This is a genomic window from Paenibacillus aquistagni (assembly GCF_900177815.1).
Classification (GTDB): Bacteria; Bacillota; Bacilli; order Paenibacillales; family Paenibacillaceae; genus Paenibacillus_B; species Paenibacillus_B aquistagni.
Window position 1 is genome coordinate 34911 of sequence record NZ_FXAZ01000005.1, and the last position, 24780, is coordinate 59690.

The window sequence follows — 24780 nt, forward strand, 5'->3', positions numbered from 1 at the left end:
CACCCTTAGATTTTGCCTACGAGGTCGAGGCTTGGTTTAAGTGTGTCGCCACCTTCTTGCCATTTTGCTGGGCAAACTTCACCCGGATGGTTGCGAACATATTGCGCTGCCTTGATTTTGTTAACAAGGGAGCTTGCGTCACGGCCGATGCCGCCTGCGTTGATCTCAACAGCTTGTACAACACCGTCTGGGTCGATGATGAATGTACCGCGGTCAGCAAGACCATCTTCTTCGATCAATACGTCGAAGTTGCGGGAGACCACATGGGATGGATCGCCGATCATGATGTATTCTACCTTGCCAATAGCAGGGGAGTTTTCATGCCATGCTTTATGTGTAAAGTGTGTATCCGTCGATACAGAGTATACTTCAACGCCAAGCTCTTTCAGTGTTGCATATTGGTTTTGAAGATCTTCAAGCTCTGTAGGGCATACAAATGTGAAGTCTGCTGGATAGAAGCATACTACGCTCCATTGACCTTTGAAGTTTTCCTCCGTGATATCAATGAATTTACCCTTTTGAAATGCAGATGCTTTAAATGGAAGAATTTCTTTACCGATAAGTGACATGTGTGTATATCTCCTTTACAGTTATATTTTATATGTTATAAAGCTTGTCCGAAATTCCGAAGCAGCGCAGCGCTTCTTTCTTTCGGTTCACTTTATAATAATTATTATTTACGAAACGATGCAATCTGTCAAGACTTTTTTATAATAATTATAAAATGAGATCCTTTCTCAGTGCAAAGCTCCCTTTACATTATGCTGCGAACCGAAACAGAGTATTCCTGAATAAGAAGAACACGCCTTTCTTTCCTGTCATGGACCCAACTTCTAATCCACTTATTGAACCCTAATTTCTATTCCACATTCCCCCTTCATTTCCTTCATAGAGTGAAGCTCTTTATCATCCTATCAAGAAATGGAGACAAAATTCACTAACTCATCATTACCCTTTATGCTGATGGCTGAAACGTTGGAGCCCTTCAATTGGCCCAGAACCTTCTGCAAGAAAATCGATGCATAACGATAACCTAGATTGCAGTTTTTACTTTTTCATAACCTTTTTTGCTGATGAATCCGTTACACTGAACTCGTTGATGCGCGAAGCTGACGAAAGTTTCATATTGACCTTGTTAGGTGAGGCTCCTATGCAAACACAGGCCACTGCCCAGAAATATCGAGAGATGCCCATGGGTAGAACAGGAATTGCCGGATTAAGGCTTTTCATAAGGTGGCTAAGAGATACATCCCCTTCTCTTTACGTTGCATAGTGCTAAAACTCAACTAGGGGGCCGAATGCATGATTTTACGTGCATGTTTCCATCTGCCCCTCTAGGATCACAATCCAAGAGGGGTATTATTATGTCATTAAAAAGGGGGGAGAACATCCTATGGACAGCAGTCCTGGTCGATCATCAACAATCATTTATTATGTTGCAAAGCGGGAGAACGATGTTCTTCTTGCCCTTGGCTATCATTTTGCTTGCTAAGCATGCTGCTTCAAGAACATCTTGTACAAGCAAGCTCATCCATTTGCGAATTCGACTAGACTAAGGGCATAAGAGCATACTCAGCAAGCTCTCCTTTGTTCTAGGAGGTCATCACAATGGTCCAACAATGGGTAGTCAAAGAATTAAAAAAGAGATTAGTCGAACAACATCAAGAACGTCTCCACGAGTTCCTCAGCCGATATCAGCCCTATGATATCGCTCAAATGATGCTTGACCTGAAAGAGCATGAGCAGTTTGATCTGATTAACAGCATGTCTGCAGCATTCGCAGCGGAGGTGCTAGAATATGTCGAACCAGAGGTTCAATATCATATTTTAGATCGGGCTGAAGAAAGAACAGCCTTGATTCTAAATGAATTGTCCAGCGACAAGGTCGTCGATCTGATGCTGGCTATTCACCCTCATCAAGCTCAGATTCTGCTAAAGCTGCTTCCTGACGAGCATCGTCTAAAGATCGAAGCGTTGATGCGATACCCGGAGAAAACGGCGGGAAGCCTCGCAACAATCGATTACATCGCCGTACGCAGCAATTGGACGGTCGAACATACGCTTCAGCATATTCGCAAGGTCGGACAGGATGCGGAGATGATCGCCTACATCTATATCATGGATTCCATCGGCAGACTGGTTGGGATCGCCTCGCTCAAGGATGTAATCCTTGCGGATGGTGGGCTTTGCATAGAAGCTATTATGAAGAAGGATTTGATTACCGTCCCTGCTCAGATGGATCAGCAGGAGGTTGCGCAGCAATTATCCAATTATGATCTAGTCGCGCTCCCTGTCGTGACCGAAGAGCATCGGATGATCGGCATGATTACCGTCGATGATCTCATTGATGTCATCCATGAAGAAGCGACAGAGGATATTCAAAAATTAGGCGGCAGCGAGCCTTTGAATGTGCCTTATTTCGAAGCTTCCATCTGGAGCATATTTAAAAAGCGTCTCCCTTGGCTGCTCATCCTATTTGTTGCTGAAGCCTATACAGGTACGGTGCTGAAGCATTTTGAGGACACGCTTGAGCAGGTCGTAGCTCTCGCCTTCTTCGTGCCGCTGCTGGTGGGCACAGGCGGCAATACGGGTACACAGGTGGTTGCAACGATCATCCGCGCAGTTGGCGTAGGAGAGGTGAAATTCAAAGACATTTTCCGCGTCATAAAAAGGGAAGCGACTGTCGGGTTGTGCCTAGGTCTCATGATGGGGGTTGCAGGCTTGATCCGCGCTTCGATTCTAGGTGTAGGGTTTGAGGTGGCTCAGGTCGTCGCGATCACCATGTTATGCATCGTGGTCTGGTCTTCCATCATCGCATCTGCCCTCCCGCTTATCATTCGAAAGCTGAAGCTTGATCCTGCTGTCGTATCCGGCCCGTTCATTACGACCTTTGTGGATGGCACCGGATTAGTGATCTATTTCATGGTAGCAAAAGCGGTCCTGAATCTGTAATTCGTTCGTTTCTCTTGTGTCTCTAATCGCTGAGAGATGCTTATGAAAGGCGAATAGAGAGGAAATCCGCGTGAAGATGAAAAATGAAGAATGCAACCATCACCATGATCAAGCTAGAGTTGTTGCCGATCTAACATCATACTTTAAGAAAAGGTTCCAGCAAGAAGCCGGAACCTTTTTTTCTTCACTAAATATTTGCTTTACGATTCCTTCAACTCACTCATGATATGCTTAAACGCATCGTTCATCTGGCTGTGAATATGCACATTTTTGCTGCTCGCCGCCTTCACTGCATAACTAGCAAAATTCAAGCCTGCGCCAAATAGCTGCAGGGCACCGTTAGCGAGATCGCCTTCCTTCAGCAGCTTCATTCCATCTCTCATGAAGTTCTGGCTCTCATCCCAGTGGCAATCCGCAATATCCTTATCTCCTGCATGAAATGCCTTTAGATTGTCTACGATCTGTTGGGCTGTCTCCTCTAAAATGGAGGCATCAAGCTCCATTAACATCTGGTTAATTGGCTTCACCAGTTGAGCATACAGGCTGTCGTAAGTCTCGCACGTTGCTTCAATCTCTTGTCTTAGGTTACCTTCATTCATACTAGATTCCTCCAACTTTAGGATATTCGTCATTCATGCTGCTTCCTTATTGATTACCCCCATTCAATCATTTTGACTGTTTTCGTGTCTTGAACGATACTTACCGTTCCGCTTTACAGATGTACTCCCGCAATGAAGACAACCCATATCAAATGCAAATCGTGATTCACAAATGCCTTTAAGTAATTTCGTAAACGCTATCTATGTAATGATTGTGGGAAGTCGTTATTTAGACAATTATCTAAGCTAAGAAGTGCATAAAAAAGAGCCACAAGTTAGTGACTCACTCTAATTTATGCTTCTGCTTTAAAAGCATCTACAAATTTTTTTGCCTCTATCAATGACATACCTGTTTCTTTTCTCAAAAACTTCACCGTTTTAACCACACCAATTGAATTCAATTTCTCTTTTACTGAGGCAATCAGTTTCTCATTATATATTTCAGTATAGTCCATTTTGTAACACCTCCTTCCAATCTATAAACTTTTATAGGAATACTTAACCCATTAGATTCAAAAATACCACAACTTAAAGTGAAAAATGCCGTCAAATGACGACACCTGCTTGTAAATATCACATTACTTTTCTACTTATACAAAATTCTATCTGTAATATTTTATACGAATATTTAACCCTTTAGTTTCAAATATACGTTTTCTGAAATTTATTTCATAAAAAGCAACAATATTTTCGAAAACAGCCATCATTTTTTAACGGATCGGATTCTCAGAACGGGCCGTTTGTAGGATGACAAACTCACCCACGAGGAACTTTGGACATGCCTCAAAAACATAAATAGCCCTTCCAATCTCCTACTGGAGAGCGAAAGGGCTAAAGGACTGAAACGTTTGATTGATCGTTAGTTCAAGCTTAGCAATCTTTTGGGAATCGCTGTGAGTGGACTCGCATGTGCGGTAATGTGAGAGCGAGAAGCTTCCGCCCCCTCCAACTCAAAGAAGTGCCTCCATTCATGCGTTCAGTTATACCTATGCTTCATGTGCTCACGATGCCATACACTTCAAGCGCCTACGTCATCCCTGACGCTTAATTGCAGCGGCTGTACCCGCAGTTAGCGCATGTCTTGCAGCCTTCCACGTTCAGCAAGGATGCGGTGCCGCAGGATGGGCACAGGTCGCGTGAGTCCGCGGAGCCCTTCGCGCCAATGGTTACTGCCTTCGGCTCAACTTGCTCCATGGTCGCAGCAATAGGAGCGGGATCAATCCCATTGGGCTGAGAGCCCGTCTCATGGATATGCGTCTCAAGCGCCTTCGCCACCGCATCCGCGATGGATTCAACACGGTTGGCGCCAAATCCAATCGCGCCTGAGCCGCCAATGCCCTTCAAGTGCTTGATCAAGAGCTCAACCTTGTTGCCGTGGTCGCCATAGCGAAGGAACAAGGAGCATACGCGGCCAAGCGCTTCTGCCATCGCAAATACATCAGAGCCCGCCTTCCCTACGTTCAAAAAGATCTCCGCTGGCGTATGATCGTAGTCGTTGATCGTAATATACGCCATGCCAAACGGCGTATTGATCTTATACGTCGCACCGCGAAGCACCTGTGGCCGGCGCAGATACGCATTGCCGCTCGAAGAAGCGGACAGATCAACAACTGCAGGAGCGGGCTCGCTTGCCGCCGCAATAGATGCAGGCTCGCTTGCTGGTTCAGCGTTTGGTTCTGGCTGAGCCGCCTCTTGCTTCTCAGCATCCTTCTTCTCAGTGGTCAGCACTTGCGTATCTCGGCTGCCATCGCGATAGATCGTTACCCCTTTGCATCCTAGATCGAAGGCCAATTCATAGAGGCTCTTCGTATCTTCGACCGTAAAGTCGTTCGGCGCATTGGCTGTCTTTGAGATCGAGCTGTCGACCCAGCGCTGAATCGCAGCTTGCACACGGATATGATCCTCTGCGTTCAGATCCATGGCTGTAATATAATAATCCGGCAGCGATTCGCCAGGATGCGCATCCAGCCATTCCTGCGCAATCGGCACGAACTGCTCGTCGAAGCCTAAGCGGCTTTGACGGAAGTACTTAAAGGCAAAGTATGGCTCGATTCCGGTTGAAGTGCCGACCATGGTTCCTGTCGAGCCCGTTGGCGCTTGGGTAATGACGGTTACATTGCGCATGCCGTGTTCGCGGATCGATTCTCCAACTTCCGGATAGCGATCCACCATATTTTTCATAAATCCGCTCATCAAATATTTCTCAGCATCAAAAGCCTTGAAGGATCCCTTCTCACCGGCAATCTCGCTTGATGCAAGATACGATTCGCGAGCGATGAAGCCGTACAGCTTATCTAGGAATTCAAGCGATTCTGGCGAGCCGTAACGAATGCCAAGCTTAATCATCAGCTCCGCAAGGCCCATAGAGCCTAGGCCGACACGGCGCTCCGTCTGCTGATTCTCTTTGTTCTTTTCAAAATGATACGGCGTCTTGTCGATGACGTTGTCCAGGAAACGAACAGAGTAGCGCGTCACCTTGCCAAGCTCATCCCAAGCGACATCATGCTTGTCCTCGTCATAGAACTTGGACAGATTGATGGCAGACAGATTGCATACTCCCCATGCTGGCAGCCCTTGCTCTCCGCAAGGGTTCGTACAAATGATCGGGTTGAAGTACCAGCTGTTCGACATCTGGTTGTAATATTCCATAAACACAACGCCTGGCTCAGCAGACTTCCATGCCGACTCGATAATCGTATGCCATACATCGCGAGCACGAACGGTACGATAAGGAATAACGGCCTTGCCAAGGCTCTTCCACTTGTCGAGATCGCCATCCCACAGCTCGTCGTACTCCGGATCGGTCGTATCTGGGAAGACGAGCTCCCAATCAAGATCCTCCTTCACCGCCTTCATGAAGCCGTTGCTTACGCAGACGGACAGGTTCGCATTCGTTACTTGTCCTGCCGTTTGCTTAACCGTAATAAAGTCCTCAAGATCTGGATGCCAGTCGTTGATCATAAGCATAAGCGCGCCGCGACGGCTGCCGCCCTGCTCAATCAGGCCAGTCGTATAGCTGAACAATCCGCCCCAGGATACAGAGCCGCTGGAAGTTCCATTCACGCCGCGTACGATCGCGCGTCTAGGACGCAAGGAAGACAGGTTGATGCCAACGCCGCCCCCGCGAGCCATAATTTCTGTCATTTCCGACAGGGTCTCCATGATGCCGCCGCGGCTGTCCTTCGGAGAAGGAATAACATAGCAGTTGAACAAGGTCAGCTCATCGCTTGCTCCTGCACCTGCAGCGATGCGTCCGCCGGGAACAAGCTTCCAATCGTCAAGGATATAGCGGAACTTATCTGTCCACTCCGCCTGCTTCTCCGGCACTTCCACAGAAGCCATGGCCTGTGCGAGACGATCCCACATCTCCTCAGGCGTCTTCTCAATCGTGAGCGTCAGCTTCTCAACGCTTGACTCCACAATATCTCCGCTTCTCACCTTAACAGATACCGTATTCCCGCGGCGCTCAATGACTTCCCCGACTTCCTTCGCAGGAAACTTCGGATCGTCTTTGGTTAGGACAAGCACGATATCCCCAACTTTTGTCTGACTTGTATCTGCATTTTTTCTCGCATAGCGATCCAAAAAAATCTTCTCACTTAGGCCTTCCAAGCGCTGTTTCCCTGTATTCAACACGAACGCCCTCCTGTACACATAGGTTTTCAACAACCGCACATTATCTATATTTAGTATATTATCATATGTATCCCATACAACATATTGTGCGCCTTAGCTATTTTACTATACTGACTGCTTGTTTTCTAATGGGGATAGATGGATGGAGCGAGGTGCAAATCCAATGTAGCGGTAACAATCTGTAGATTGCTCTATGAATCTCAACGATGCTTTAAATTCAAAGACGTCTGCTACAAAATACGAACAGATCATGACAATTCCGTGAGCAAGCAGCAAGAAACTTCAATTCAGCGCGAGGAAGTTATGAATATCGCAAAAGAGGCGCATACTACATCTACATCATATCATCTATCCTTGGGAGGACGGACACGTGAACAACGGATATTCGCCGCTCGCAACTTCAAGTATGGTACCTGTTCGCTTCGACAAGAGCTGGATCGAAACCTTCCACAGCCGTATGGAGCGCAATGGTCCATGGGATGATTGGACCTGCTTCCAGCTTGCCTATGAGGCTGAGCAGGCGAAGCGCATCCACTCCTTCGACGAGCTCCAGTGCCTGAACCATCTGACGAATGTCGAGCCGCTGCCGCATCAATTGGACACTGCTCGCAAGGTGCTGCATGAGATGCGCGGCCGAGCGATCCTTGCCGATGAGGTTGGACTAGGCAAGACCATTGAAGCCGGGCTTGTGCTAAAAGAATATATGATTCGCGGGCTTGTCAAAAAAGTGCTGATTCTCGTTCCCGCCTCACTCGTGCTGCAGTGGGTGCGAGAACTGAACCATAAATTCGGCATCCCTGCGATCGCTCAAAAGAAAGAGTACCACTGGGGTTCTGAGGTCGTGGTCGCCTCAATGGATACCGCGAAACGCGAGCCGCATCGTGCCCATCTGCTCAATCAAGACATCGATATGCTGATTATTGACGAGGCGCACAAGCTGAAGAACAAGAAAACGACAAACTATCAATTTATTGTACAGCTTCGCAAGAAATACTGCATGCTGCTCACCGCAACACCGGTACAGAACGATATGAATGAACTCTATAATTTGATTACGCTGCTGAAGCCAGGCCAGCTGGGCGCTCAAGGCGAATTCAGCGCTAATTATATGCATGACAAACGTGTGCCTAAAAATGAAAGCGCGCTTCAAAGCACCTTGTCCAAGGTTATGATTCGCAACCGTCGCGGCGAAGGCAGCGTGCAGTTTACGAAGCGCATTGTTAAAAATGTGCCGCTGGAGCTCTCTCCAGAGGAGCAAGCGTTGTATGATGGCGTAACGCAATTCATTCGCGAACAATATAAAGAGAACGGGCAGGATATTGGAAGCATGTTCTCCATGATTACGCTGCAGCGAGAAGTATGCTCAAGCCGTGATGCCGTGTTCGTTACCCTCGTGAATCTAGCGAAGAAGCTGCCCGAGAATTCCCCTGTACGCGAGCGAATATGGGACCTGATAGACCTAATTAAAAGCATAACGGCCAACACCAAAGCAGAAACAGCCATGGAATTGATTCGAGGCATGGATGACAAGGTGATTGTTTTTACGGAATATCGTGCAACCCAGGAGTATTTGATGCAGTACTTCCACAAGCACGGCCTGATGGCTGTTCCATACAGGGGGGGCATGAATCGCGGCAAGAAGGATTGGATGATGGACCTCTTTCGCGGACGCGCTCAAGTAATGATTGCGACAGAAGCCGGGGGCGAAGGCATTAACCTGCAATTCTGCCACCATATGATCAACTTCGATCTTCCTTGGAATCCCATGCGTGTCGAGCAGCGTATCGGCCGCGTGCATCGTTTAGGACAATCCCAAGATGTGAAGATCTATAATCTGTCTACAAGAGGGACCATTGAGGAACATATTCTTAATCTGCTACACGAGAAGATCAATATGTTTGAGAGTGTGATTGGCCGATTGGATATGATTCTTGAACGCTTTGAGGAGCAGAACAATCTGGAGCGAAGCATCTCCCGCATTCTTATGGAAGCAAGCTCTGAAGACGAGATTCGCACACAAGTGGACTCTCTCGGACAATCATTGACTTCCATTAAGGAGGCGTTCAATGGCGCTTCTGCTGTCAGCGAAGAGCAATCTCGCATCCAATCATTCCTCAAACAGTACAGCAACGGGACGGAGGTATAGATATGGTGATGAATACCGAACAGATCGAGCACTTTGTCATGCGATACTTGGAATCCATGGAATGTCAGGTCATGGAGAAGACGCCAGTCTACGTCACGGTAAAGCTGTCCGAACAAGCGGATCGCGCGCTTACAAATCGCCCGTACTACTGGGGATTTGTTGATCGTACAGGCGCAGAGCCAGAAACCATGCGCTTCACCTTTGTCTTCGATCCTGCCAAGCTCCCCCCCGAGAGAGGACCTGTCAGCTACGTCACAGCTCCTGCGGGCCAGCCTCCTGCTTCTGGGGGTACAAATCAGCCCGATGGCGGGCAGGATTCCATCATGGGACGGTACTTCGGGGTTGCTCCAGCCTTCACAGGAGGCGGAGGAGGAATTGGACGGATCCCAAGAGAGAATGTGCATTATGGCAGTCCTCGTTTAGAGAGCATGATGCGTGCTGCCGCGGAGCAGGGACGCTTCATCGCGCTGTTTGATCAAGGTTATGCCGAGCATCGTCCGATATCGCGCGGGCCAAAGCGCTCATTAGCCTATGAGCCGTGGCTGATGCTGAATCTCAAAGTTGAGTTCGCATGCGACTTGAAGCGTGAAGAGATTCATTCTCTTGGCATTTCATTATACAACGGAGCTATACAAGAAGAATTTATGGAGCAGCTGCAGCAGCGGGATATGTCGCCGAAGCTCCCGAATCATGTGCATACCGTGCCGTCACGCTTCACCGTCGATCAGGGAATCCTGCTCATCGAAGACCATCTCAATGAGCTGCTGAAGGACATCGATCTCACCTGGGCGATTGAGGCCAGTGAGCGTCTTGAAGAAGAGCTCGATCTGCTGGATGCATACTACATTCCATTGCTTAAGCAAGAGCAAGAGCAAGAAGCAGCACGCGCAGCTCAAGAAGCAGCTCCAGCAGTTGTTCCAACGATCATAAACAAACCTCCTTCTTCGCTGATCCCGCCAGAAGACAAAGAACAACTGAAGGAAAGCGAACAGGAGCAAACAGAATCCTCCGTTCCGATGAGCATTCAGGAGCAATACAATATGAGGCGCAAGGAGCTGGAATGGCAATTTGAGCCTCGAATCGAAATACACCTCATTAATGCGGCTCTGGTCCATCTCCCACATGAGCAGTCCTGAGCCGCGTTTTTCTGTAACCATACGACATTTCCTTCATGTATTCTTGTATCTGTTCTGAAAATAGGCGAGCTTAGGCGCATAAGCGCCATAACCTGTCAAAATTAGAAGCTGACAAAAGCAATTTGTCTTCTCTCGTACGACAGCCTTTGTATGGACAGTACCCTAAAATAAAGAATAAATACGTCTAATTCGGGTACAGAATGAATAGTATGGAATGTTGTGGACAATGAAGAGGTGATCCTATCTAATGAAAAGATCAAATTGGTGGACCCAAGCGCTGCGTACAACTGCGCTTGCTGCAACTGCGTCTCTTGCATGCGCGGGAATATCGTATTTCCTTATTGATACCCTGCCACGAATAACTGTGCAGTCATCCGCGCATGGAGAATCGTCTTCCATTGCGATCGTACAGCCTGCCAAAGCCTATCCTTCCTATCGGGACTATGCCGGCTGTACTGCGCAAATGCCTTCAAAGGATATAATGCAGGCGATAAATGTGGACAAGCCGCATCGCACGCCCCCAACTCCTAGCTGCCAGCCTGACGGACAGAAAAAAGCAAGTATCGCTGCCGCAGCCATGAACAGACCAGGCGCTTATAGCACCGCTAGAACGGACGGAAACCACAAGGAAGAGCTGCAGCATGCGATTCAGCAAGCGATACTAGCCTTATCGGAGCACGAGCCGTATACAAGTTGGATAAATGCCACGACAGATATTATGCCCCTAGGGCCAGGTACTCATGGCTGGCTAATTCGCATGCTTGATGCAGATGGACAAGCATTAGGCTATCTGATCATGCACGCGAATGAACAAGGACAGTACAAGCTTACGGAGTATGGAGCGGGGAAAGAGCTGCCTTATGACCTTGCTGCCTTAACACAATCTCTTCAGAACAAAGGCTACCACCCGCTTCAAGTCCAGCTTGAGGCCATCTATCCCTCAACATTATTAGCTTTATGGAAGGTTAGTTCAGATGGAGCGGTGTTTTATCTGGACGCATTTACAGGCGAAGAAATACCTTATGAGGAGAAAGAGATTCATCTTGTAAAGGATAAGCCTGGCGCTCGTCTTCCGTTGACACTTTCTTCACAGACTATAGAGGCTCCTATCCAAACACGCATGCGTGCCTTGACAAGTCCAGATGGAGTAATCGCAAATTCACAGCCTATGGCAGCAACTGCAGCCGAGATAGGCAATTGGTTCGATGTATATGAGAATCTCCAATGGATGACACTCAAGCATCAATTGGATAAAAACGCAGCAGAAGACAAATTGAATCATTGGAATCCAACTTCCAGCATGAGGCTGATCTATGTCCATTCCCTGATGAAGGATGCCGTGCGCATTCCTTATGTCCTGCAAGGCAGGCAAATCTGGCAGCTTAACAGCAGGATCGCCAAGAATGCTCAAGCTTCTTCATCCTTCATGGCGAATCAAGAAGAGGAGTCGAAGCAAGCTGCATATTTCGGTCTTGCCCATGAAGCAAATGCGGATATACTGCGTTGGATCATGCAGGATGACCTGCTGCAGCAAGGAGATATCGTTCCCTATTCCGTCTCAAAGTAACTGTAGTGCTTGTCGCAGCCACCATTGACAAAGGATTAATCTAAATGATGGAAGGTATACCAATCAATATATATGAATATAGGGCAGACGCAGTGAGATTTGCACTTCACCTCGTATGCCCTATTTGCCGCTCATGCTGTAAATATGAATCATGTGGCAGATTTTCTCCATTTCACCTTCGATATCTTACCGGTAAATCTCGCAACGCGATTGATGATTGGCTTCGTCGTCTTCCCCATATCGCTAGCCCACATCTTCATGCCAAATGGCATAAGACCAAACCATCGCACAAGAAACGGCTCACGGTGCCGCGCTTTGTGTTCCTTTTTGCGCTCTTGCCTTGTCTCCTTAGGCATATCCATGTACGTTACAACACGCTGGGTAATGTACTTGATAAGATCATCGCTTTTTGCCATTTGTCACCCCTCCTTTTTTGCATTCAGACTTCCTGCTGCCACAGAACTCTTTGTGCTAACAGACATTCTTCATGCTTTTTACCAGACACGCTATCCTGTATCAGTCATACTGCACGCACAAGCTGACCCCTATTTACTGAAGAATGTCGATATTAGTGTGGGCGTAATGAGGCTTTTCTAAACGTATATCCATCATTTCCAACATGCACATGGGATGCGGGCTAGAGCAATCGCGCATCCTACCGTTAAATGAATGATTGGATAAGAGAGGTTAACATTATGTATAAATGGTTCATAATCCGCATGCTCATCATGCTTACGGTTGCTCAAGCTGCAGCAGCGTGGCCGGTCAACGCCCAAGCTCAGCCGGCTGCACCACAAGATAAGCAGCCCATCTCCCACGTGTTTACCCAACGCTTTGTCCTTATTGATGCTGGTCATGGCGGCATAGACGGAGGAACCGTACATCATGGAATCTTGGAAAAGGATATTAATCTTGCCATTGCACAGAAGCTGTATCTGCTGCTGAAAAGCAAAGGGGTGCCCGTCATTCTTAATCGTACAGGCGATTACGCGCTTAGCGATGACAATCGCTGGTCAGCAACACGCTCCAGACATCGTCGTGACCTTGCACAGCGGCGGCAGTTGAGTGAAGAGCTGCCCATTTCAATGTTTGTCAGCATTCATGTGAACTGGGCTAAAAGTCCTTCAAAGCGAGGACCTATGGTGATTCACCAAGCAGAAGGAAGAAGCCAAGCGCTCGCCTTTTTAATCCAGCAGGAGCTTGAAACATTGGCCCCGTCCCCTCATTTGCCTGATACAGGCTCGAAATATTATCTGCTTCGACGCGTCAAGCAGCCAGCAGTCATCGTCGAGACCGGATTTATCAGCAATGCTAAGGATCGAGAGCTTCTGACGAGCCGCAGAGGCCAGTCACTGATCGCAATGCGTCTATGCGATGCCATAATTCATTATCACACGCTGTACTATTGATGCGGCAGCTTGCCTTGATAGGCAAGCTCTGAGATCCGAACAAATTGATATGCCTTCATGGCCGTAGGGACAGTACGGTGGAGCACTGCTGCAGTCTTCTGTCCCTGATGGCCTACATGTCCAATGGTTACACAGGAGGATTGATAAGTCATTCGCTTTAGGATTTCTTCCCACTGCTTCGTCACATGCGCTTCTGTATGCACATCATCAAGAAATACTTGATTGTATACAATCGGAACGTTTAGTTGTTCAGCTACTTCCCCTGCGACTGAACGATAATTTGTCTTGCTGTCCAGGTAATACATCCCTTTTTCTTTACATACGCGCAAAATGATGCCCATAATGTGCTTGTCACCCGTAATTTTGGAACCCATATGATTATTCATGCCCACAGCATGCGGCACTGCATCAATAGCCTCGCGAACTCTCTTCTCGATCTCTTCATCAGATAAATTAGAGAGGATTGCACCGGGACCAAGCCAGCTTGCTCTTCCATGCTTCGGCTCCATTGGCATATGGACAATGACCTCGTGGCCCATATTATAAGCCATCTCAGCATCCTCTTTAGAGCTGGGGAGAAAAGGCATGACGGCAACGGTAATCGGTACAGGGAGCTTCATCATTTCTACAGTGCCTTTCATTCGATTCCCAAAATCATCAATGACAATGGCGACCTTCTTATTGGAAGCTGCATCAGACGGATTCAGGGAAGATTCAGCGGCTGCTATTGGAATCCCCCAGATTAAGGTGAAGCATAGTAATAATAGACTTGAAACAAGCACTATACGTGAAGAAGTATGTATGCAATGTCTGAATGCCGTGTTATCCACTGCTTTGGATATAAACCAGTTGTTCATCAAACCAGCCTCCCATGCATGTCTCAAAAGATAATTTGTACCTTTAGTATGCGTTGCTCTGTTAGAAACATGCGCAAATCGAAACAATTGCGATTAATTTGAAGGCATCATCAGCTCATTAATTGACAACCTCTCTAAAAACCCCTAAGATAATAATTACGCAAAAAACCAAGAATGCAGGTGATTCACGATATGTCCTATCAACCTATCGTTAAACATGTAGACAACAGTGACAACAATCAGGAAGTAGGCTTGAAGCAGCTTGTCGTAACCATGCATGATGGAACACAGCTTCGATTGTTCAACAATAACGGCAAAAAAACGATCAATCGTCTGCTCACAATCCCATGCCCAATCTGCCGCAAGGATTTCTATTGCAAATGCTTTGATCGCTTCGTTGATGTCATCGACGAGCAGGTTCCAGAAGAAAACTGGAAATAGCGTTTGGCTGTCTCCAATACATACGGGGCGTTCCCGCATAGCGTATATACACTTATGCTGCGGGAGCGCCCCTTATGTTTGTGAACCTTTTTATACGGCCTTCAATCTCCACATTACACTTGCGAAATCCTGAGCGGGTATTTGAACCGGAACCCCAGCATACATCAGCTCATCCCCGCCATAAATCTGCCCTGTCTCAATGACCTCATATTGTCTTGCAGGATCAAGCCCTTGGAGGCGCACATAAGGGATTGGAGCAGCAAGCGCTATCGGTTGCAGTGAACATAGGATAGGCCCAGATAAATATGGAGTATTGTAAGATCTCCATTCAAGGTAAGCCGTTCGATCAACCGTCAAGCTTGCCATCTTGCAATCCGACAGGAAGAGGAGCCGGCTGAGCACAGGTGCTGTCGATAACAATATGGGTGCCAGCTGAGTGGGAAGCATGGAAAGCATGCATCGTCTCCAGCACATGATAAGCCATATGGCCGCTCGCGCGATGCGTACGGCCTGTCAGGATGGCCTTAGCCATATCGGCGGCGCCAAGTCCGCGGGCATTTTCATGATATCCGTGTGTTAACGGAACCTCTCGCCAATCGCTGTCTGCGGCTTGACGCAGCAGCACCTTGCCCCCGAAATCATTCGGATCTGGAACCAGCAGCGTGCCTTCCGTACCATACACTTCAATTCTTGGCAGCACAGAACCTCCCGCCACATCAAAGCTTGTCAAGAGCGTCGCGATCGGCCCTGCTTCCATCTCCATGATTCCAGCCACATGAGTAGGAACTTCAACTTGGATGATCTCCCCAGCCTTCGGCTGACTCGTGATTAAGCGCTCCTGGCGCGTCATTCTTGCAGCTCCTGTTACTCGCTTCACGGGACCAAGCATCGCAACAAGAGCCGTCATATAATAGGGACCCATGTCAAACAGCGGTCCCCCGCCCTTTTTGTAGTAAAAAGCAGGATCTGGATGCCATGATTCATGGCCTCCGCTCATCATGAACGCAGTCGCGCCAACGATGGTACCAATTGCTCCATCTTGAATCAGCTTGATACAAGTTTGGAGACCGCCGCCAAGGAAAGTGTCTGGCGCTCCACCAGCATACAGCCCCTTCGCCTTCGCAAGTCGCAGAACCTGTCTGCCTTCTTCAAGTGTGACAGCGAAAGGCTTCTCTACATACACATGCTTGTTTGCTTCAAGCGCCTGCAGATTAACGGCAGCATGAGCTTGTGGAATCGTTAAGTTAATGACAAGCTCAAGCTCAGGATCTTGCAGCATCTCCTCCACCGACAAGGCACGCACCCCATACTGCTGCGCGCGCGATACTGCTCTGGCATGATCCATATCCGCAATAGCAGCAATCTCCATCGATTCAAACCTGCTGCCATTTTGCAAATAAATACCGCTAATATTGCCTGCTCCAACAATGCCTGCCTTGATCATGTTTACTCACCCTATTCGTAGTATGGATTAGCCAAGCCTTTAGAAAGTCTCTTTGCCAGAAGCACACCAACGGAATCCGCGCATCATTAGTTCCTTGATGATTGGCGTATCCAATACGGAAGCCCGATGCCCAAGCGCATTGTAATACACACGGCCCTTGCCCCACCTCTTCGTCCAGATTACCGGCATATCGACTTCGCCATTTGCGGCATGGGGACCATGATCTGCTCTGAAGCGTGTCGTTGCCAATACCTCCACAGCAGGGTCCACATGCAGGTAATACTGTTCGGTCACGACTGTAAAGTCTCGCATACCCTCGGTAAGCGAACTGGAGGAGGAGGGAAAGTGTACGCTATACTCGACCCCGTCATTGCCAGGATGGGCAACCCAATTGCCGCCTGTCATGAACTGCCAATCGACATTGTCGCGGAATGCATCGCACATCCCGCCATGACAGCCCGCTAGCCCAACGCCATGCTGCACAGCTGTCGATACATGTTCTACAAGCTGTGGATCGATCTGTCCCATGGTCCAGATCGGGATAATCAAATCAAGATCCATTAATCTCTCTTGATCACGAAACGCCTCAAGCGTATGGCTTACCTCAACTTGAACCCCATCCTCCTCAAGCCAGCTTTGAAATAACGCAGCAACCTCCTTGGGCTCATGGCCCTCCCAGCCCCCTTGTACAATTAAGGCATGTTTCATATTTCTTCGCTCCTTTTCGATGTTGTGTGTATTATATCGATAACATTTCTTCTAAAATGATCCATCATCCATTGCTTACATAGGTTCACCATGAACGCTAGCGATTCCTTCCAACTCGCTGCATAAAATAAACAACTTCCCCACACACAATGCCCTAGCATACAAAAATGCCCCTCCAGCTGGACAAGGTCGGGAAGCTTATGCTTCAACTCCTTGCTGCCGGAAGGGCACCCTCATTTACAATGGATATTCATGCTGCATGCTGCATGTTATCTGCTATTTCATTAACGGATGAGCTGTCTGGAGAACTGCTGCCATCTCTGCTCTCGTTACAGCACGGGCAGGACGGAATGTCCCGTCTTCATAGCCATTCAGTACGCCTGCCTTCGCTAGTGACAAGACAGCTCCGCTCGACCAGCGGCTCGCATGAACATCCGCAAATGGCCCGCTTACTGATGATGAAGATGTGCTCAGCTCCAATACACGAGCCAGCATGACGGCCAGCTGCTCTCTCGTGACCGCCTCATTTGGTCGGAAGCTCCCATCTTCAAAGCCTGTCATATACCCTGCTGCCTGTACAGCCTGAATGTCATGCCATGCCCAATGACTTGAAGAAACATCGTGGAATGAGCGAAGTTCATCTTCTTGGAAAAGAAGCTCTTGTGAGCGCGCCACGACGCTTGCCGCCTGTGCTCTGGTCAATGGCTGGTTCGGAGCGAATTGCCCCTCCGCGACGCCTGTCATCCACTTCTCATGAAAGACATATTCAATCTCATCACGAGCCCAATGGCCAATCGTATCATAGAATAAAGCCCCATTCAGCCATTGTCTGTAGTAATCCCATGTATTGCCCGATTCCTCATTAAGGCTCCAGTTGCCTGCGCCCTTCAGATCGTATTTATTCACGAGTTGAAGCTTGGCTTTAATGGAGGCTTCATTTTCATACCATACGGTATACTGTCCCGCTCCTAAGGTTACGCCATGAACAACCGGCTTGCTGTCTGAGGACGCAATGGTAAATGTCGCCTTGGCAGACTGCTGGACCGTATCATAGCTTACTTTTCCGTTGTACTTATGAACCAGCTGCTCAACAGTCTGATTCTGAATTCCAAGCCCCTTATAGCGGCCATCCGCACTCCAATACCGGCCATAGAAAGGAATGCCGAGCAGGATCTTCTCCTTCGGCACTGTCTTCAGCGCCTGCAGAATGGTCTTCTCCACCCAGGGCAGTCCTGCTACTGGACCAGGCGCACTGCCTTGATAGCTCTGATCGTACGCCATAATCATAAGATAATCGCTTGCCTTCGCAAGCTTCTCATTATCATAGGAACCGTGCCAGCCGCTTGTCCATCCTTCCGGATTCGCAGCGACAGCTGTGGATACCTCTTTATGATCAGGAACAACAGCACGCAAGCGTCGTACGAGATCGGTATAAGCGTCCCGATCTTGTGCCGTTACATTCTCGATATCTACATTGACGCCATCCAGATTGTGCTTCTCAATCGCATTCGCCACCTGCTTCGCGAGCGCCTCGCGATTGGCAAGCGCCTTCCTCCCAAGCTCTCGGTCCCAGTGGTTGCTGAGAAATGGAACGACCTTGACGCCTCGCTTGTGCATCTCTTCGATAAAGGCTGCATCCAGCGCTTCCGTCAACTTCAACGATCCATCAGGCTTCAAGTCAAAATAGCTTGGGGAAACCATATCCAAGCTCCCTTTGGTGGAATCTACTGCCTGCACATATTTGCTAGGAGTGCCAAAATAGAGATAGGCCATCGCAAATCGATCTGGACGCTCCTGCTGAGAGGCCATTGCAGGCAAAGTGGCAGTGCTCCATGCAAATATCGTAAGCATAATGACAACGGCTTTTATGTATCGTTTCATGCTCATTCTATGAATCTCCTCCTTGCACTTTCATAGATTCATCTTGACATGAGCAAAAGTTTAGGAACAAGATCTAAATATTGGCATTTTCATTAGCAAAATGTAAGGAACTTGGGGAAAAGCGGTATGAGCAGTAGCATTCAACCACTTCACAGAGGAAATATGAGAAATAAATGAGAAAGGAAAGCCTTGACAAGAACAACAACATTGAGCTGAGTTAAGCGGCAATAAGCAGGTTCTCACTGCTCAGATATGCGAAAAGGCCGTCCTTCACACGATCGAAAATCCCTTCGATCCATGCACAGAACAGCCTCTTATGTAAAAGGGTATAAAAGAATATCGTCCTCAATCGATAGCAGCGCTATTTATTCATGGCGAGCAGCTGCTGCTTCTCTTTGTTCAAGCTCTCATTTTCTTTCTCAATATCCGCATTCTCTGCCTTTGCTGCCTTCACAAACGCGAGATGATATTTGTAATCCTTGTCACTTTGCAGGCCGGTCTGATCACTTCCATATTTCGCGCGAAGCTCACCGAGCTTCTTCTCACTTTCGCCGATGCTTTGGCTGTTGGATTTCATCTTTTCCTTGTTCGCCTGCAATCTAGCATTAATCTCTTCTATGCGCGTCAGATTGGAAGTGTTTGAACTATTGTCGCCTGCGTTCTTGCGATTGAGCTTAACGGTACCCGATTCATAGTTTACTTGAAGGCCCGTGATCTCGCCGACTTTGCGGACAGGAGCATACGTTACCCCATCAATGATAATCGCATCCGTGTTAACCTTCGTATCTCCAACATAAAGGCTGACGATTCTCTCAACCTTCTTGCCGACCAGTGAGCTGCCTGAAGCCCATACAGCCGTCCCCCCTCCAAGCACAGCTGCACACAAACCTACTATGATCCACTTTTTCATGATGCATACACTCCTCTCTATTGTTCGGTTGATTGAAGACATAATGATTCAAAACACATGATCAGCAGCTTCGGCAGTTGTCTTGCATCCGGTATGTTCGTATCCTGCCTTAATAGGTTATTAACCAATACGTACGGATCTAATTATGGTTGATTATACCGTTAATTGTATCACGGTGCTTGTCAATTTCGTAAACTTTGTCGAAGTTTGCAGCGATTGGGATCATGCTGATCGCAGCGAGAGGCCTTTTTTGAGTAAATGATGTCCGGTTTTGAATAAAGAATTGATTAACCGCTTCCTATATGCTGAGAGGAAGGCAACCTGTAGTTTATAGCATTTATTAGGCGTGTTCCACGATAACGATCATTTCAACTTATATACCTCCAAAGGAGACATGTTGTATGCGTATTTCGATGTACAAAGCATTATGGGGCATGGATGGCGATATGGAATCGCAATTCAGACGAATTGCAGAGGCAGGCTACAGCGGCATCGAAGCGCATCCTCCCGCAGATGAACATACCGAAAGCTTCAAGCAATTGCTTCAGCAATACAATCTTGATTACATCGCGCTCATCGCGACAAGCGGCAAGAATCATGCCTTGTCTTTTGCTAGACAGGTTGAACGCTGTCTCGATCTTAACCCTGTACTCATCAATTCCCACAGCGGGAAGGATTCGATGCCTTTTGCCGAACAGGTGGCATTCTTTCAAGAGACGCTGAGGATTGAAGCGCAGGCAGGCGTTCCGATTGCACATGAGACGCATCGAGGACGAGCCATGTTCACGCCATGGACGACAAAGCTGCTTGTCGAGGAGCTTCCAGCGCTTAAGCTCACAGCGGATCTCAGCCATTGGTGCTGTGTATGTGAATCCCTGCTTGAGGATCAGCAGGAATGCCCAACCTTCTTATTCCGTCATGTCGTCCACATCCACGCGCGCGTGGGCTATGCGGAAGGCCCTCAGGTTCCTCATCCAGGAGCACCGGAATATGAGAGAGAGCTTCACGCCCATGAACAGTGGTGGAGAGAGATCTGCCTGAAGAGACAAGAAGAAGGACAGCATCTCATGACGTTCACCGCAGAATATGGACCACCAGGTTATATGCATACCCTCCCTTTTACGAATCAGCCCGTCTCGGACTTATGGGAGGTATGCTCTTGGATGGCGAAGCGATTGGAGAAGCAGTACATGACATAACCCAGACGAGCAATCGCGATAAGGATTTTCAAGGCATCACCAATCGCATACCCAACTCTGCTAAGCCTTTTTTCTTAACGATCGACAGCTTAAAAAGCCATTTGCTTGTTCATACATCAGGAGGAGATAAGACATGATCACTGCCTACAAGGCCCCATCGCTTGAAGCCGTGTGGCCGCGGCCCACTATTGCACCGAAGCCTAGCTATGTCACGGGAACGGCTGATCCCGTAATATCATTGAACACAAGCGCTCACATGCATTGGCTATTCAATTCTGATGTTCATGCGATAGCTGCTGTCACTGCTCCCTCTACCACTGCGAGCATGTGGAAGGAGGTTACCGTGCCCGGCGAGCTGGCCATGCAGGGCTATGACATTGAGAATGATACGGCGTACTTCTATAAGACAGTACTCGCAATCCCTAACGACTATAAGGATAAAACCATAATACTTCGATTCCATGGGGTTTACTCCAAGGCTCGCGTATGGGTAAATGGTACGTTTATTCGAGAGCATCAAGGTGGGTTTACAACTTGGGATTGCAACATTACGCAGCAGGTGGTTGCAGGCGAAGCGGCTTCTCTTGTGGTCGAATTTGTTGATGATATTATGGACCCTTCCATTGGCAGCAAGTATGCCCACCACAATATTGGCGGAATCCTGCGCGATGTGGAACTGATTGCGCTCCCGCAGGTTCACCTGACAAGACTTCATTATGAGGTCGATTTTGATGAAAAATATGAGAACGCCGAGCTCAAGCTCATGATCGGCGCTCAGCTTGCGCATACCCGCGAAGCACATGTTCAATTAGAGCTCTTCGATGCGAACCTTCATTCTGTCTCGCTTGAACAGCATGATATTCACTTTACTGACGATAGAAGCGAGCTATGCCTCACCCTTCCTGTCGAACAGCCGCACAAATGGAATGCAGAGCGGCCTTACCTTTATACACTGCGGGCTTCGTTGATAAGTGAACAGCTGCTGCTGGAAGCCGTCGAGATCAAAGTAGGGTTTCGGAAAATCACGTACGCCGGCGCAAATGGAACCGACCCTCGAGAGGTGTATGTAAATGGGGAACGGATTAAGCTAAGAGGCACTTGCCGACACAGCATCCATCCTGAGCTTGGCAGAGTTACCTCTGCGGAGTTGGACCAGCAGGATGTAAAGATGCTCCGCGAGCAAAATGTAAACTATGTAAGAACCTCCCATTACCCGCCTACAGAAGCATTTCTTGCAGCATGCGATGAGCTTGGCATGTATGTGGAGGAAGAAACCGCAGTTAACTTTCAATATGCCAATGGTCCAGGCCCATGGCGGGATGATGAGGTCTGGTACATGAATCAGCTTGCAGAAATGATTGAGCGTGATCGCAGCCATCCGAGCGTGCTGATCTGGTCGCTTGCCAATGAATGCGGATGGCGTAAGAACGAAGAGGGCAACAAATTCAGACGACAGCTCGCCTACGTCCGTCAAGAAGAGCCTACTCGTCCAACCAAGTTCAGCTACCCATTCCTTGTGGAGGATGGAAGTACAACCGATATCTACAGCGCGCATTATGCCGGTTATCAAGATGATATGGCCCATCACCTTGTCAGCTATGGCGTGTCGCGAGAAGACATTGTCATCAATGAGTCCTCGCCTGTCATTCATGATGAATACGCCCATATTGCATGCTACAACTTGAACGAGTTGATGCGAGACAACAATGTGCGCAACTTCTGGGGCGAGAGCATATTAAGATTCTGGGAACGCATTGTAAATACCACAGGGGCCTTAGGCGGAGCTTTATGGGCAAACATTGACGATATTTTCCTGCTGCCAGATGGCGTTCCTGAACGTCACCAGCAGCATTCCTTAGGCAGTGCCGCAGGTTATGGCGAATGGGGCAATATGAGTGATATCTGGCGCAGACCTAAGCCTGAATTCTGGCTGACGAAGAAGGCCTACTCGCCGGTTCGCCTGACAGAGCAGCCTGCCGGCAACCCAGGAGATGCCCCGCTCATGCTGTCGATCAAAAATTGGTTCAACCATACCAACTTAAATGATGTTAGTGTCCATTGTGAAATATATAAGGAAGATAGCAGGATAGAAGCATATACCTTTCAAGGTCCTGATGTTAAACCATATGAAGAAGGCATTCTCACGCTCCCTAAGCGAGCTTGGGAAGATCATGAGAGGATTCGCCTGAGCTTCCAAATGCAAGACGGACTCATCGTAGATGAATATGAGATTCCGATCACTCCCCCTCAGTTTCAGTATCGAGAAGAAGTTGGCGGCAAGCTTATGCTTGAGGAGTCGGATCAGCGTTATAGGATTAATAATGATCGCGTCACATTTATCTATGATAAGCATGCCGCCCAACTCTTAGAAGCTTCCTTCAATGGGAACACCTTGCTGTCAGGAGGACCGCAGCTTCATGCTGCTGGCATAGAGCTTGGCCGCTGGATACCAGAATCCATTCAAGCAGAGATTATGGACGGCGGAAAGCATGCCATTGTCACCATTGTCGGGCATTACAATGCAGGATGGCGGGTTCAATTTGTGCAAACCATTTCGGAGACGGGCACAATAGAAACACGATATATGCTCCTTGACGTTCAGCCGGAGCAGCCGCTGCAGGAGTTCGGGCTTTCCTTTAGGCTGCCAGCCCATCTTGAATGTGTAGAATGGGAGAAGTCAGGCTTGTATTCCGCCTACCCTGAGCATCATATTGGAAGGCTTCGCGGACGTGCAAAGCGTGTAAGAGCAGACTATGATCGCTGTCCTGATCAATATGGCGTACGCCCTAATTGGGAATGGAAAGACGACATGCGCAATTATTATTTAGAAGCAAAGGACAACCCTAGATCAGGCATCGTAACCAACGACTTCAAGACGATGCGCGAGCATATTTATTATTATCAAGTCGGATTCGAATCCATAAAGGAATGGCTCAGAGTCGAATCAAAAGGCCATGAAGCAGCGCGGGTCCGCTACGAGCTGGAGCAGCCGCAGCGGGTTAATGATACCGATACCTCAATACTGACCTATACGGGAGAGTGGAGCCAGGGACAGGACTCGAAGTGCTATCAAGGCACTGAGACGTTCTCCAACCAGCCGGGAGCGTCCGCTAGCTTCGAGTTCTACGGCACAGGCGTACAGCTCCTTTACAAAAAACAAAGCAATACCGGCAGCCTGCTCATCCAAGTCGATGATCATCCCGCTCAGCTCATTGCAGCGCACAGTGATATCGGGATGCCGCTCTATCAGCAGCGAATTGACATTCAAGACCTGCCGCTAGGATCACACAAGCTCACTGTTCAGGTGCCTGAACATAATGACGGTGCATATGTCATCATTGATGCTTTTGAAATTCTAAATAACACGGTATCCCCTGCTGTTGAAGCTGAACTAATCATTAATCAGGCATGGAATTATGAAGGATTAAGCTGGGGCAATTATGGTGGGGAAGCAATAGAAGTCCATACGGGCTGCGCCTACTCTACTACCCTAAGACTTACGGATAGTCCTGTGGTCAGCAAACGAGGTTAGGAGCCACATTGAAAAAATCTATAAAGCAGCTTAAGGAGCTGAACGATCACGGAAGCCTATTCTTATTGTTCAATTAGATCAGTCCAGATCATCTAGTTTGGAGCGTAATGCCGCTTCGCCGCTCTAAGCGGCTACGGATTGTTCTTTAAACACGAGGGTGCCTCTAACGTCCTGAAATGAGACTCCGGCACCCTCTTCTTGACTTTGACCCAAGCGAGCTCAAGTTCAAACCATGATACGAATCCATCCGCTTGTCGATTGTTCGTTCATACCATGCCCTTAAAAATTGCAGTACGTGTGCTTGTCCACAGGTTCTGTCCAAGCAGCCGCTTACTAGAGCGAGATTCGTTACGATACAGCATT

At 48.2% G+C, this 24780-nt stretch carries 19 protein-coding genes and 1 riboswitch; of the genes, 8 read left to right on the plus strand and 11 right to left on the minus strand.

The window, feature by feature from the left end; translation table 11 throughout:
- Positions 1-5 precede the first annotated feature (5 nt).
- Positions 6-569 (minus strand): alkyl hydroperoxide reductase subunit C, encoded by a 564-nt coding sequence (ahpC, locus tag B9Y93_RS16735; RefSeq protein WP_085496194.1) that lies wholly within the window; start codon positions 567-569, stop codon positions 6-8.
- Between the two features lie 555 nt (positions 570-1124).
- Positions 1125-1300: riboswitch (M-box (ykoK) riboswitch) on the plus strand.
- A gap of 308 nt (positions 1301-1608) precedes the next feature.
- On the opposite strand from ahpC, the gene mgtE reads away from it, so the two are divergent.
- Positions 1609-2952, plus strand: a complete 1344-nt coding sequence (gene mgtE, locus B9Y93_RS16750) for a magnesium transporter (protein ID WP_085496198.1) — start codon at positions 1609-1611, stop codon at positions 2950-2952.
- Between the two features lie 200 nt (positions 2953-3152).
- Here the strand turns inward: mgtE and B9Y93_RS16755 are convergent, their stop codons facing one another.
- The 3 genes from B9Y93_RS16755 to B9Y93_RS16760 form a co-directional block, all read right to left on the minus strand.
- A complete protein-coding gene (locus B9Y93_RS16755) occupies positions 3153-3551 on the minus strand; it encodes a hypothetical protein (protein ID WP_085496199.1) in 399 nt (132 codons plus the stop codon).
- A 293-nt stretch (positions 3552-3844) separates the two neighbouring features.
- Entirely contained in the window at positions 3845-4006 is a 162-nt protein-coding gene (locus tag B9Y93_RS24630) for a hypothetical protein (RefSeq protein WP_170936638.1), read from the minus strand.
- Positions 4007-4595: 589 nt separating this feature from the next.
- Positions 4596-7184, minus strand: coding sequence for an adenosylcobalamin-dependent ribonucleoside-diphosphate reductase (locus B9Y93_RS16760; protein ID WP_085496800.1), 2589 nt, complete (start codon positions 7182-7184; stop codon positions 4596-4598).
- Between the two features lie 409 nt (positions 7185-7593).
- Here B9Y93_RS16760 and B9Y93_RS16765 point away from each other — a divergent pair, with 409 nt between their 5' ends.
- The 3 genes from B9Y93_RS16765 (at position 7594) to B9Y93_RS16775 (ending at position 12036) form a co-directional block, all read left to right on the plus strand.
- On the plus strand, positions 7594-9333 hold the full coding sequence (locus tag B9Y93_RS16765; RefSeq protein WP_085496803.1) for a DEAD/DEAH box helicase: 1740 nt from the start codon (positions 7594-7596) through the stop codon (positions 9331-9333).
- Between the two features lie 2 nt (positions 9334-9335).
- Positions 9336-10469 (plus strand): YqhG family protein, encoded by a 1134-nt coding sequence (locus B9Y93_RS16770; RefSeq protein ID WP_244903449.1) that lies wholly within the window; start codon positions 9336-9338, stop codon positions 10467-10469.
- Positions 10470-10716: 247 nt separating this feature from the next.
- Positions 10717-12036: a hypothetical protein gene (locus tag B9Y93_RS16775; RefSeq protein WP_085496201.1), complete on the plus strand. Its 1320-nt coding sequence runs from the start codon at positions 10717-10719 to the stop codon at positions 12034-12036.
- A gap of 149 nt (positions 12037-12185) precedes the next feature.
- On the opposite strand, the gene B9Y93_RS16780 is transcribed toward B9Y93_RS16775, so the two are convergent.
- Positions 12186-12452, minus strand: coding sequence for a YqzE family protein (locus B9Y93_RS16780; RefSeq protein ID WP_085496203.1), 267 nt, complete (start codon positions 12450-12452; stop codon positions 12186-12188).
- A 279-nt stretch (positions 12453-12731) separates the two neighbouring features.
- Here B9Y93_RS16780 and B9Y93_RS16785 point away from each other — a divergent pair, with 279 nt between their 5' ends.
- Positions 12732-13445, plus strand: a complete 714-nt coding sequence (locus B9Y93_RS16785; RefSeq protein WP_097676220.1) for an N-acetylmuramoyl-L-alanine amidase — start codon at positions 12732-12734, stop codon at positions 13443-13445.
- Here the strand turns inward: B9Y93_RS16785 and B9Y93_RS16790 are convergent.
- Positions 13439-14302, minus strand: coding sequence for a divergent polysaccharide deacetylase family protein (locus B9Y93_RS16790; RefSeq protein WP_085496205.1), 864 nt, complete (start codon positions 14300-14302; stop codon positions 13439-13441). The genes B9Y93_RS16785 and B9Y93_RS16790 overlap by 7 nt on opposite strands.
- A gap of 192 nt (positions 14303-14494) precedes the next feature.
- Between B9Y93_RS16790 and B9Y93_RS16795 the strand changes: the two genes are divergently transcribed.
- A complete protein-coding gene (locus B9Y93_RS16795) occupies positions 14495-14743 on the plus strand; it encodes a hypothetical protein (RefSeq protein WP_085496207.1) in 249 nt (82 codons plus the stop codon).
- Positions 14744-14833: 90 nt separating this feature from the next.
- Here the strand turns inward: B9Y93_RS16795 and B9Y93_RS16800 are convergent, their stop codons facing one another.
- The 5 genes from B9Y93_RS16800 to B9Y93_RS24635 all read right to left on the minus strand — a co-directional run bounded on the left by B9Y93_RS16800 (position 14834) and on the right by B9Y93_RS24635 (position 19686).
- Entirely contained in the window at positions 14834-15100 is a 267-nt protein-coding gene (locus tag B9Y93_RS16800) for a GH36 C-terminal domain-containing protein (RefSeq protein ID WP_176228961.1), read from the minus strand.
- Entirely contained in the window at positions 15090-16187 is a 1098-nt protein-coding gene (locus B9Y93_RS16805; RefSeq protein ID WP_085496210.1) for a Gfo/Idh/MocA family protein, read from the minus strand. Before B9Y93_RS16805 ends, B9Y93_RS16800 begins: the two co-directional genes overlap by 11 nt.
- Before the next feature lie 39 nt (positions 16188-16226).
- Complete coding sequence (locus tag B9Y93_RS16810; protein WP_085496212.1) at positions 16227-16895, minus strand: ThuA domain-containing protein; 669 nt, start codon at positions 16893-16895, stop codon at positions 16227-16229.
- A gap of 276 nt (positions 16896-17171) precedes the next feature.
- The gene (locus B9Y93_RS16815) at positions 17172-18782 is read right to left on the minus strand and encodes an S-layer homology domain-containing protein (RefSeq protein ID WP_085496219.1); all 1611 of its coding nucleotides are present in this window, start codon (positions 18780-18782) and stop codon (positions 17172-17174) included.
- 355 nt (positions 18783-19137) lie between these two features.
- Complete coding sequence (locus B9Y93_RS24635; protein WP_085496221.1) at positions 19138-19686, minus strand: stalk domain-containing protein; 549 nt, start codon at positions 19684-19686, stop codon at positions 19138-19140.
- A 401-nt stretch (positions 19687-20087) separates the two neighbouring features.
- On the opposite strand from B9Y93_RS24635, the gene B9Y93_RS16825 reads away from it, so the two are divergent.
- Positions 20088-20885 carry a sugar phosphate isomerase/epimerase family protein gene (locus tag B9Y93_RS16825; protein WP_085496223.1) on the plus strand — a complete coding sequence of 266 codons (798 nt, stop codon included), beginning with the start codon at positions 20088-20090 and terminating at the stop codon, positions 20883-20885.
- 133 nt (positions 20886-21018) lie between these two features.
- Positions 21019-24417, plus strand: a complete 3399-nt coding sequence (locus tag B9Y93_RS16830) for a glycoside hydrolase family 2 TIM barrel-domain containing protein (RefSeq protein WP_085496225.1) — start codon at positions 21019-21021, stop codon at positions 24415-24417.
- Positions 24418-24780: the final 363 nt, after the last annotated feature.

Excerpts from the sequence above, each read along its gene's own strand:
- B9Y93_RS24630 (WP_170936638.1), bottom strand. The coding sequence starts at position 4,006 with ATGGACTATACTGAAATATATAATGAGAAACTGATTGCCTCAGTAAAA.
- B9Y93_RS16780 (WP_085496203.1), bottom strand. The coding sequence starts at position 12,452 with ATGGCAAAAAGCGATGATCTTATCAAGTACATTACCCAGCGTGTTGTA.
- B9Y93_RS16765 (WP_085496803.1), top strand. The coding sequence starts at position 7,594 with ATGGTACCTGTTCGCTTCGACAAGAGCTGGATCGAAACCTTCCACAGC.
- B9Y93_RS24635 (WP_085496221.1), bottom strand. The coding sequence starts at position 19,686 with ATGAAAAAGTGGATCATAGTAGGTTTGTGTGCAGCTGTGCTTGGAGGG.
- B9Y93_RS16830 (WP_085496225.1), top strand. The coding sequence starts at position 21,019 with ATGATCACTGCCTACAAGGCCCCATCGCTTGAAGCCGTGTGGCCGCGG.
- B9Y93_RS16775 (WP_085496201.1), top strand. The coding sequence starts at position 10,717 with ATGAAAAGATCAAATTGGTGGACCCAAGCGCTGCGTACAACTGCGCTT.
- B9Y93_RS16770 (WP_244903449.1), top strand. The coding sequence starts at position 9,336 with ATGGTGATGAATACCGAACAGATCGAGCACTTTGTCATGCGATACTTG.
- B9Y93_RS16790 (WP_085496205.1), bottom strand. The coding sequence starts at position 14,302 with ATGAACAACTGGTTTATATCCAAAGCAGTGGATAACACGGCATTCAGA.
- B9Y93_RS16815 (WP_085496219.1), bottom strand. The coding sequence starts at position 18,782 with ATGAGCATGAAACGATACATAAAAGCCGTTGTCATTATGCTTACGATA.
- B9Y93_RS16755 (WP_085496199.1), bottom strand. The coding sequence starts at position 3,551 with ATGAATGAAGGTAACCTAAGACAAGAGATTGAAGCAACGTGCGAGACT.
- ahpC (WP_085496194.1), bottom strand. The coding sequence starts at position 569 with ATGTCACTTATCGGTAAAGAAATTCTTCCATTTAAAGCATCTGCATTT.
- B9Y93_RS16805 (WP_085496210.1), bottom strand. The coding sequence starts at position 16,187 with ATGATCAAGGCAGGCATTGTTGGAGCAGGCAATATTAGCGGTATTTAT.
- B9Y93_RS16795 (WP_085496207.1), top strand. The coding sequence starts at position 14,495 with ATGTCCTATCAACCTATCGTTAAACATGTAGACAACAGTGACAACAAT.
- B9Y93_RS16825 (WP_085496223.1), top strand. The coding sequence starts at position 20,088 with ATGCGTATTTCGATGTACAAAGCATTATGGGGCATGGATGGCGATATG.
- B9Y93_RS16810 (WP_085496212.1), bottom strand. The coding sequence starts at position 16,895 with ATGAAACATGCCTTAATTGTACAAGGGGGCTGGGAGGGCCATGAGCCC.
- mgtE (WP_085496198.1), top strand. The coding sequence starts at position 1,609 with ATGGTCCAACAATGGGTAGTCAAAGAATTAAAAAAGAGATTAGTCGAA.
- B9Y93_RS16785 (WP_097676220.1), top strand. The coding sequence starts at position 12,732 with ATGTATAAATGGTTCATAATCCGCATGCTCATCATGCTTACGGTTGCT.